This window comes from Flavobacterium sp. UBA7682 (assembly GCF_002482945.1).
Taxonomy (GTDB): domain Bacteria; phylum Bacteroidota; class Bacteroidia; order Flavobacteriales; family Flavobacteriaceae; genus Flavobacterium.
This window is the reverse complement of sequence record NZ_DLGY01000004.1, coordinates 68,065-78,609: the sequence shown is the minus strand read 5'-3', so window position 1 is coordinate 78,609 and position 10,545 is coordinate 68,065. Positions and strand designations below refer to the sequence as shown.

At 40.6% G+C, this 10,545-nt stretch carries 8 protein-coding genes and 1 tRNA gene; 4 read left to right on the top strand and 5 right to left on the bottom strand.

The annotated features are described in order from the left end of the window. Position 1: 1 nt before the first annotated feature. The 4 genes from B3C16_RS00705 to B3C16_RS00690 all read right to left on the bottom strand — a co-directional run bounded on the left by B3C16_RS00705 (position 2) and on the right by B3C16_RS00690 (position 3,856). Positions 2–86, bottom strand: a tRNA-Ser gene (locus tag B3C16_RS00705). A 161-nt stretch (positions 87–247) separates the two neighbouring features. Further along, on the bottom strand, positions 248–1,711 hold the full coding sequence (locus B3C16_RS00700) for a magnesium chelatase (RefSeq protein ID WP_291127612.1): 1,464 nt from the start codon (positions 1,709–1,711) through the stop codon (positions 248–250). A 103-nt stretch (positions 1,712–1,814) separates the two neighbouring features. Next, the gene (locus tag B3C16_RS00695) at positions 1,815–2,933 is read right to left on the bottom strand and encodes a vWA domain-containing protein (protein WP_291127609.1); all 1,119 of its coding nucleotides are present in this window, start codon (positions 2,931–2,933) and stop codon (positions 1,815–1,817) included. 632 nt (positions 2,934–3,565) lie between these two features. Further along, the gene (locus B3C16_RS00690; protein WP_291127607.1) at positions 3,566–3,856 is read right to left on the bottom strand and encodes a GIY-YIG nuclease family protein; all 291 of its coding nucleotides are present in this window, start codon (positions 3,854–3,856) and stop codon (positions 3,566–3,568) included. A gap of 493 nt (positions 3,857–4,349) precedes the next feature. Between B3C16_RS00690 and B3C16_RS00685 the strand changes: the two genes are divergently transcribed. From B3C16_RS00685 to B3C16_RS00670, 4 genes are all read left to right on the top strand, one after another. Next, complete coding sequence (locus B3C16_RS00685; protein WP_291127604.1) at positions 4,350–5,102, top strand: hypothetical protein; 753 nt, start codon at positions 4,350–4,352, stop codon at positions 5,100–5,102. A 341-nt stretch (positions 5,103–5,443) separates the two neighbouring features. Continuing rightward, complete coding sequence (locus B3C16_RS00680) at positions 5,444–6,004, top strand: AraC family transcriptional regulator (RefSeq protein ID WP_291127601.1); 561 nt, start codon at positions 5,444–5,446, stop codon at positions 6,002–6,004. Positions 6,005–6,103: 99 nt separating this feature from the next. After that, a complete protein-coding gene (locus B3C16_RS00675) occupies positions 6,104–7,594 on the top strand; it encodes a MauE/DoxX family redox-associated membrane protein (protein ID WP_291127598.1) in 1,491 nt (496 codons plus the stop codon). A gap of 94 nt (positions 7,595–7,688) precedes the next feature. Continuing rightward, positions 7,689–7,958: a DUF6520 family protein gene (locus B3C16_RS00670; protein WP_291127596.1), complete on the top strand. Its 270-nt coding sequence runs from the start codon at positions 7,689–7,691 to the stop codon at positions 7,956–7,958. A 48-nt stretch (positions 7,959–8,006) separates the two neighbouring features. Here B3C16_RS00670 and B3C16_RS00665 read toward each other — a convergent pair whose 3' ends face one another. Continuing rightward, positions 8,007–10,541, bottom strand: a complete 2,535-nt coding sequence (locus B3C16_RS00665) for an alpha/beta hydrolase family protein (protein WP_291127593.1) — start codon at positions 10,539–10,541, stop codon at positions 8,007–8,009. Positions 10,542–10,545 lie beyond the last annotated feature (4 nt).

Here is a 10,545-nt window from a genome sequence, read left to right as displayed (position 1 = left end):
GCGGAGAAAGAGGGATTCGAACCCCCGGACCTGTTACAGTCAACAGTTTTCAAGACTGCCGCAATCGACCACTCTGCCATTTCTCCAATAAGTCGGGCATTAATTTCTCAATGCGGTTGCAAATATAGCAACCTTTTTCATTTTGCAAAAAGATTTAGGGTAAAAAATTAACTTATTTTTTTACCAAAAAGCTATTTCATTAATGCTGTGCCATTTAACGAATGTTATCTTGTAAGTTAAACGCTTTTTATAGTTTATTGATATAATTACTAAACAAATCTTTGAACTGATATCCTACTGCCACTCTATCCTTGCTCAATTTGTCATACTCAACTAAACCCCACAACAAAAATTCCTTCAGGAAATAGCGATCTTCCGATAAACAATTGGGTTGGTATTTCTGAACTAAATCGGATAATGGAGTGATAGCATCTAATTGTTTTTGATACTCATTGTCTGTGGCGTCATCGAGCAATTCGAAACCTGTTTCGGTAAAAAACCATTCGAGTACTTTGGCGTACGGACTGGCATCGGCATCGCGTTCCAATTTCTCAATTTTGGGAAAGTAAGCCGGAAAAAAGGTTTTAATGGCATCGCCTATTAAATGTTGGGCCACCACGGCAGCTCCTTCTTGTTCGCCTTCATAAACCAATTCTACCTTACCGGTAATGGCCGGAATGATCCCCATAAAATCAGACAAACGCACCATCGTAGTATCGGTTCCTGCCAATAATGCCCTGCGCTCGGCGGTGCTAACTAGGTTTTCAAAAGCGGTAATGCTCATTCGGGCACTGACCCCACTTTTGGAATCAATATACTCACTCTCTCGGGCTTCAAAACTTATCTGCTCCAACAAGTCTTTGGCTAACGAAGGAACATAAACCGTATTGGCTTGTTGTTCATCTAGCTTAGCCTCTTGATCTGTAATGGTTCGGGCTATGGCTATCGTTTCGGGGTAATGTGTCAATATTTGGGAACCTATACGATCTTTTAACGGGGTAACAATACTACCTCTATTGGTGTAATCTTCCGGGTTGGCGGTGAATACAAATTGCATGTCTAACGGCAAGCGGAGTTTAAAACCTCTTATTTGAATATCCCCTTCTTGTAAGATATTGAACAAGGCGACTTGAATGCGTGCCTGCAAATCGGGTAATTCATTGATCACAAAAATACTGCGGTTGGCTCGGGGAATCATCCCAAAATGGATGACGCGATCATCGGCATAGGAAAGTTTTAAATTGGCGGCCTTTATGGGGTCAATATCGCCTATCAAATCGGCAACGGTAACATCGGGCGTAGCTAACTTTTCGAAAAAGCGTTCGCTGCGGTGAACCCAATTCACTGGTGTGGCATCACCTTGTTCGGCAATAAGGTCTTGTGCAAAACGCGACAACGGTCGCAAAGGATCATCATTAATCTCAGAACCCGCCACTACCGGAATATACTCGTCTAATAATTCAATCATTTTGCGTGCCAAGCGTGTTTTGGCCTGACCGCGAAGTCCCAATAAATTAATGTTGTGGCGTGATAAAATGGCCCGCTCCAACTCGGGGATAACTGTGTTTTCAAATCCGTGTACCCCTTCAAATACCGGCTGCCCCGATTTTATTTTGTTACGCAAATTATCGCGAAGCTCATCTTTGATGCTTTTGGGGGTATAGCCTGCTTTTTTTAATTCGCCTAGTGTTTTTATGTTGTCTGTTTTCATTTTAAGTGGTATGTTGTTTGTTGTCGGTTGACGGTTGTCGGTTGTCGGTTCTCCTATTCCTAATTCGTAATTCCTAATTCGTAATTCTCTTTTCCCTAACTATCTATCTCAACTTCTTCTTTCTATTGGTTTCATAATCCTCAAAGATCATCTCGCCCAACCCTTTTAATCCCGTGTAAAAGGCTTTCCCTTGGTTGGCCTCGGTAAACCGGTTGACAAACTGCTGTAAATAGGGGTCGTTGGCAATCATAAACGTGGTGATGGGAATGTGCAATTTACGGGCTTGTGCGGCTTGGTTGTAGCACTGCTCCACGATGTATTGGTCTAAACCATTGCTGTTCATGTAGTAGGTACCGTCCTTTTCGCGCACGCAACTGGGTTTGCCATCGGTTATCATAAATATCTGCTTGTTGGTATTGCGCTTTCTGCGGAGGATGTCCATCGCCAATTGCAAACCGGCTACGGTATTGGTATGGTAAGGCCCTACGGTTAAATAAGGCAAATCTTTAATGGCAATGGGCCAAGCATCGTTACCAAAAACCAAAATGTCAATGGTGTCTTTGGGGTAGCGCGTGGTAATTAATTCGGCTAAGGCCATGGCTACCTTTTTGGCGGGCGTAATGCGGTCTTCCCCATACAAAATCATGCTGTGGCTGATGTCAATCATCAGTACGGTACTCATTTGGGCTTTGAACTGGCTGTCTTCAACGACCAAATCGTTTTCGGTTAATTGAAACTCTCCTGCACCATTATTGATTTGGGCATTGCGAATACTTTCGGTGAGTGAAATGTTTTCGAGGCCATCGCCAAAGTGGTAGGCTCTGAACTCGCCTGTTTTTTCATCGCCGTTGCCGGAGTATTTGGTTTTGTGGTTCCCACTACCCGACTTGTTGAGATTGCCAAATATTTGGTCTAGGGCCGCTTGTCTAATGGCTCTCTCGGTTTTGGCGGTAATGCTCATGCCACCGGTGCCATCGGGTTTTACTTCCTCGCGGATGTAGCCCTTTTTCTTTAAATCTTCTACAAAATCATCAATGGTGTATTGGTCGTCTGTTAGTTTATACTCAACATCCAATTGCCGCAGCCAATCAATGGCTTCTTCAAAATCGCCGGAGGTGTGGGTAATTAATTCTTTGAATAGGTCAAACAATTTATCAAATGGCGAAAGAAATGGTGCTTCGTAGGGCTTAAAGAAAAATCCTTTTTTAATCTGCTTTTCCATATGCTATAAAATTATCATTTATAGTTAAGACGTACGCCCAAACGAATGTTAATTTTTAGTGAAAGTGAGGGGTAGGATGTTTTGTAGTGAACGAGCTTCTCGATACAATTTTACAAAGTAAAAACTAGCGTTTTTGCTTTGTAAAATCACTCGAAGTGACGCCCTTCGATACAATTTGAATTGCATTCAAAACACTCAGGGTGACGGTATTTAGTTGTTAGAACGTCAGTTCGAGTGGTTTTTGTGGAACGTAATGGGATAAAAGTGTATAGAAACGTTGTGTAAGAGGCTTCTCGATACAATTTTATAAACTAAAAACTAACGTTTTCAGTTTATAAAATCACTCGAAGTGACGCCCTTCGATACATTTTTGGCAAAGCCAAAAACACTCAGGGTGACGGTATGGAGATGTTTAGTGACAATTGAAGTGACGCCCTTCGATACATTTTTGGCAAAGCCAAAAACACTCAGGGTGGCGGTATGGAGATGTTTAGTGACAATTGAAGTGATGTCCTTCGATACATTTTTGGCAAAGCCAAAAACACTCAGGGTGGCGGTTTAGTAGAGGCTCGTCAGTTCGAGTGGTTTTTGTGGAGTGTAACGCAACAAAAAATGTATCGAGAACCGTTGTTTCAACTGAACTTCTTTTTTGCCAAGTTGGGTAAAGCGTCATAGTCCCCTTTTATCAAGGCTTCTTTCTTAACCCTTGACCATTTTTTAATTTGCTTTTCCTTTTCAAAAGCTATATTGATATCTGTGAACTCGCAGTAAAAAACTAGTTCGAGTGGTCTTCTTTTAAATGTATAACAATCGGGATAATAACCTATATCGTGTTGGAATATCCGTTGCGTTAAATTACTTGTAACTCCTGTGTAATAAGTGCCATCGGAACATTTGAGTATGTAGACGTAGGATTGCTTCATCTTATAAAAGTAAGAAATAATCTATTTAAAATTGCTTCTCTATACAATTTTATAAACTAAAAACTAACGTTTTCAGTTTATAAAATCACTCGAAGTGATGCCCTTCGATACGTTTTGAATTGCATTCAAAACACTCAGGGTGACGCCCTTCGATACATTTTTGGCAAAGCCAAAAACACTCAGGATGACGTTTATTACAATTTTAGATTCTTGTAGTCTTTCTTTTTAATGCTTTCCTTATGCACTATATATGCAGTATCTATGTACCATTAGTACTTCTTAATCACTTATTTAGAATATCGATTATAGATGATTATGTATGATTATTTGTGATTATAGACGATTACAGTCGATTATACACTATTTCTTACGGTTGGTGTTTGAGAATTGGATTCTTTGTGTAATCTTTGGAATTCATTATTAGATTTTAGTTGCAACGATAATCGGAATGAGGAACAATGAAAATGAATGTTAATCGTAAAAATTTAAAATTATGGCCAGACAAAGAGGACCATTAAAGGTGCAAGGCACCTTGGGTGACATCAACTTTTATAAAAGTCAGGATGGTTACCTTATCCGCGAAAAGGGCGGTGTGAACGGAAAGAGAATTAAGCAAGATCCTGTTTTTCAGCGAACGCGAGAAAACGGGATGGAGTTTGGCAGGGCTGCACGGGCTGGTAAGTTACTGAGAATGGCAATACGACCGCTATTGCTGCATGCGGATAATCGTGTTGTGAGTAGGTTGCACCAACAAATGATGGGTGTCCTTCATGCTGACCTCAGCAGTGCCAGAGGGTTAAGAAATGTTGTTGACGGTGATGTGGGATTGCTCACCGATTTTGAGTTTAACATTAGGTCTCCGTTGGGTTCGACGTTTTTTGCTCCGTATATAGGGACGATAGACCGGGTTACCGGAGTTATAACGCTTGAGGTTCCGGCTTATGTTCCAACGGAAATGATTATGACTCCGGATGGTGCTACGCATTATAAAATCATTAGCGGTGGTGCTGAGCTTGATTTTGTGAATCGGGCTTTTGTGGTTGACACCAGTGAAAGTGCTGTGCTGCCGTGGAATGGATTGCCGACTGTGGCTTTGAGTCACAGTCATCAGGTAACGGCTGTCAGTACTCACCCTTTATTTTTGGTTTTGTGCTTGGCGTTTTATCAAGAAGTTAATGGGGAAATGTATGCGTTACAGAATGGGGTCTTTAACAGTTCGGCTGTTTTGAAGGTTAGTAAGGTTTAAAAGGTAATTGTTGCATTAATTGCCCTCGATGAGTTTTGTGCTTGTTGGGGGCTTTTTTTATTAAGGCTCTGAGGTGCTGAGGCTCTGAGGGACTGAGGTTTTTATCTGTGTTAACTTAGAGGATCTTTTTCTTAGAGGAGCCCTTCAAATCACGATAGTTATTGGGACAGTCCTTCAACAAGCTCAGGATGACAATTGTATTTTTGATTGGGTTTTTGGTTGCCAATTAGGGTATGTAATTCCCGAATCACACACTATAGTGTTTGATTTCGGGATTTTTATTTTTTAGTTTTGGTCCTACTTTCCTGATTGCTCGCCGACTATTTCATCTCTATATATTTATGCACCCGTCAGAAAACCAAGAACGGATTAAAGCTATTTATCGTATGCTGTTTGCTATTGTTAACGGCAATTTGGGGTATAGAATGGTGTTGGATGGTGCCGATGAATCCTTTGATGAATTGGCGACTCTGCTAAACCAATTGGCTGAAAAACTGGAGGAATTGAATTATTATAATCCGTACCTCAGTAGTAAAACTGATTTGGCCTCGTCTGATGAAGCCAGTTTGCATGTAGTTCAAAAGGTACTTGATTACATTCAAAATAACTTGGAGGAACCCCTCCCATCGACTAAGAAACTGGCTCGAATGTTTGGTACCAACGAATTTGCCTTAAAAGACAATTTTCGGAAACTGCAAAAGACGAGCATTTATCAATTCTATAATGATGAACGGCTGAAAAAAGCTCATTTGCTTATTGAGGAAACAGCCCTTCCTTTTAAAGATATTGCCCTTAGTTGTGGCTTTAGTGATTATCCTAACTTCTTAAAAGCATTTAAGAAAAAATACCACTATTCCCCCAGTAGGGTAATCAGAAAAGGCGATGCAGGTCTGATTTCATAAGCCTTTTTCTTTTTTTACCTATTTAAATTCCCAAATTAACCTTTCCTAAAGCCTTTAAATTCAAAACTTTACCACAGTAATTATTAAAACACTGTTGTGATGACACTTTCTGCTTCCTTTAAATCTTGCTTTATATATGTTGTTGCGCTGTTGCATATGGTGCTTTATGTGTATGCGGCAGTTAATAAGGTGGTGGATTTTGAGAATTTTCAGGTGCAGTTGGGGCAGTCGCCGTTGTTGAGTGCTTATGCGGGGTTTGTTTCTTATGCGGTTCCTGTTGTGGAACTGGTGATTGTGGGGTTGTTGTTTTTTGGAAGAACACGGTATTTGGGTTTGTATGCTTCTTTGTGTTTGATGGTGATGTTTACGAGCTATATTTTTATTATGCTGCATTTTAGTCCGTTTGTGCCTTGCTCTTGTGGTGGGATATTGGAGAAATTGAGTTGGAACCAACATTTGCTTTTTAATCTTTCATTTTTCATATTAAATTTAAGTGCTTTACTACTACACGACAATCCAAAAACGGGATTGTTTTCTAAAAAAATGACAGCGCTGGCCGGTTTGTTTTTGAGTATTGTCGTGGTGGTGGTATTGTTTTTATTGTCGGAGAATGTGATTCACCATCGGAACAACTTTACAAGACGCTTTCCGAAACATCCGACTACAGCCAAAAAAAGCATTGAACTGCCCTATTCCTCCTATTACATCGCCGGATATGATGCCAAACATATTTATCTGGGAAATAGAACTGCGCCTTTGTTGGTTACCATCTATGACTTGAATCTAAATAAAAAGAAAGAAGTTCGTATTGATTTACCCCGAATGGATTTTCCATACAAAGCACCCCGATTGACTATTAAGCCACCGTACTTTTACTTCACCGATGGGACTGTTCCCTGTGTTTTCGTTGGGGATACTCTAACTTGGAAAGCCGAATTGAGAAGTCATACTCATGATTATTTTAGTGCCTTCTTGCCTATCAATAAGGAAACTGCCGTGGTAAGGGCTGTGAGTTCCAAAACAAAACAAAATGTACTTGGGTTGTTGTCGTTTGGTGGAGAAAAGCCATTGTCCTTACACCAAAATCTGCTTAAAAAACAAGTTGATGGTTTGTTTGATACCAGTGGGCAACTGGTGTACAATGCACAGACTCATCAAATCGTCTATACTTATTTTTATCGCAATCAATTCCTGATTATGAATCCCAAGCTCGAGTTGTTACTGACCGGAAAAACAATTGATACCATCAGCAAGGCTCAGGTCAAGGTGGCCAAAATCAAATCGAAAAATCAAAATGTATTGGCTGAACAGCCTCTACTGGTAAATCGACTTGTGGCTACTTATGGAAATTATCTTTTCGTCAATTCCGCCTTAATAGGTAAACATGAGCCAAAAATCATGTGGGACAAGGCTTCCATCATTGATGTGTATCATCTGAAAAACAACACTTACGCCTTTAGCTTTTATCTCTATCATAAACAAGGTATCAATATGGATGAGTTTATCGTGATTGACGATTATGTTGTTAACCTCAACGGTAGGCATCTCACCATTGAACGATTAAAAACTGATTATTATAAACCTTGGTAATTCTAAATTCCTTTATGACAATATACAGCGCAGTATCAGGGTAAGACCGAAAACCTGTAACAGAGTAGGTCATCAACTATTAAATTTTACTATTATGAAAACAACGTTTTTAAAACCCGTTTTTTCTTTATTTGCTGTGGCTTTTGCCGTTTTTGCAGCATTTGCTTTTAGTCCGGCTCCCGAAGCCGGTAAAGTTGTCGATATCTGGGGACACAACCCGGAAGACGATTGTGATGTAACCAGTACTTTATGTTCTGACAACGTGTTACAACCACAATGTCGCATTGGTACTAATGGCGCCTTCTTATACGATATGAGCAGCGAAACCGACTGTGTCATTGAATTGTACAGAAAAGTAAATTAGCCAAAGAAGAAGCCGAAACGCATTCGTTTTGGCTTCTTTACTAATTCTCTACTTTGCTTTTTCCTTAAGATAAAAATCAAACCATTCTTTAATTTTCATTGTCAAATCCTTTTGCAATTTTGAGTCCTTTATTGTATGTCCTTCATTTTCATACACTATAAAAAGATTCTTTTTTCCAAGCCTTCGCAATGCCATATGGAATTCCGATCCCTGAGTCCACAAAACACTGGTATCTTTTTTCCCTGCCCAACTTAACAAAGGTGTTTCACACTGTGCAACATGATGCAAGGCACTATTCTTACTATATGCCTCCCAATTTTCAAAAGGTGAAAATCCATACCGGTGTTGTTGTGATTCATAACGCCAAGCATCGGGTCTTCTGGCTGGAGTAGAATAGGATAAATACCCGCTTATAGTATTCGTAGTACCGGAAGCACTCACCGCAGCCTTAAACAGCTTTGTCTGCGTAATGATAAAAGCACTTTCATATCCTCCAAAAGAATGACCAATAAGACCAATGCTATTCTCCTCCACTATACCCATGCTTTTCACTTTTTCAACAGCAGCCACCACACAATCTAATGCTGAAAGCCCTACTTCACCCGGAGTATAGACTATATCCGGAAACAACACAAGATATCCATTGAGAAAATAGTGCGCGGCATTAAAGCCGACAGAATCAAATTCAGTAGGAACAATATAGTTATGAAATCCCGGAGATTGTTTTTCGTAAATAAAAACCACCATGGGATACTGCTGACCCGGAACGTAATCAGTCGGTTTGTATAGAATTCCTTTTAACGGCACACCCTGCTTATTTTGATAGGCTATTAATTCTGCCTCGCCCCAGCTGTAGTTTTTGGCCAATGGATTGGATTGGAAAACAGTTTTCACCGGTTGACTGCCTTTAAAATGCATTAGCTTTGGCGGGCTTACCGCAGTTTCCTCCACAAAAATATAATCCTCGGTATGCGCTGCTTTTTGCACGTTGCTTTTTCCCGAATTACTGAACAGTAGTTTTGATACTGAAAAATCAGGGTTCATTTTGTAATAGCCACTTTTTCCGTTATCTGACCTTCCGTATAATAGCAATCCCTTGGAGAAATCAATGTCCCTGACCAAGTATTCGTCTTTATACAGTTTTCTCGCTAACGGATAGAGTTCCTCACATACTCTAAATTGCACGTTTGCTTCTTTCCCCCGCGTAATCCTTCGGGCAGAATAATCAATACTATTAATGAGCCACATATCGTAATGGTCATACACTATAAAATACTTTTCGTCTGCCGACCAACCCGGACTTGCGAACGGATAGGGAGGTCCGGCTTCATAGCGTTGGTGGTCAGTGACTGCAATGGGGATGGCTGCGGTCAGGTTGTGATGGATTCCTTTGCGAATATCATAAATCCACCAATTTCTTTCCTTGTAATAGTATAAATAGTTGCCCTTTGGGGATGCTCCAGTCATTCCGGGTGCTGTAGTATGCTTGGTCAGCCATAATTTTTCTTCCCCCGACTCCATATTTTTTAAATACATATCCGCCGGAGCTACATGCCCATACTGGGGTTCATACTGTTTGAGGTCATAACAAACGGCATATTTACCATCAATGGTTAGCATGGCATTTGGCCGTTCATTGGTACCTATCAGTACCACTTTATTCTCTGAAGGAAACCACGATGCCACTTTATTCAATGGCTTTGGGTCGCCATACAACTTGTTCCAGCCGTATTCATAAGGAGTGTCTGTATCCCAAACCTCAAAGGGTTGTTTCACCTCTTTCTTTTTGGGCTCGCTGTAATTAAAGAAAACCTGCCGTCCATCATTTGAAAATCGTAGTGCAGCGTTTCCTTCTCCGAAAATCACCTGGCCTTTTAGCACCTCACTTTCAAACGGATTTAGTACCGTAGTTTTTTGGCTTTCTAAATTGTAGTGGTAAATCTTGAAGGATGCCATATCATTGGCTTTTGCCATTGGCTCCAGAAAACAAATGGCATTAGCCTCATCATTCCAAGTTAACTTTCTGTAGCCTGCATCAGAAAATGGCAGCTTGGTTGTTGTTCCCTTATGGTAGTATTGCACCGCTTGCTTTGACACCATGGCAATTTTACCGTCTTTACTGATTGCCCACTCGCTACAGTCGTCAAATACATTTTCCTTACCGGTATCCAAATTGAATACCGTTAGCGTCTGTTCTTTTTCGGTTTTACTTACAATGGCCAAATCCTTTTCGGTAAACTCGTAGTCTATTACATCTAAGTATGTCGTTTCCCGGTTATTGGCAAGGTCCCGTATGCTGAGTTTGCCTTCCTTTTCTACCACCGCCAAATACTTTCCGTCTTTGCTAAAGGAACCCTCCTCAGCCTCCGGAAATGCCGTTCTTTTCTTTCCTTGCCTTTGCTGCACAAAGAGGGTGTCTGCTCCGTAATCATAATTGAGTTTGTAACTTACCCATTTGCCATCGGCGGCTATTTTTTCATCAACCAACCTACTCCATTTGGCATAGTCGGCAACGGTTAGCTGTTTTTTGGTCTTATTTTGACCAAAGGATGGTACCGCCTGTAAAAGCGACACCATCATCATAAAT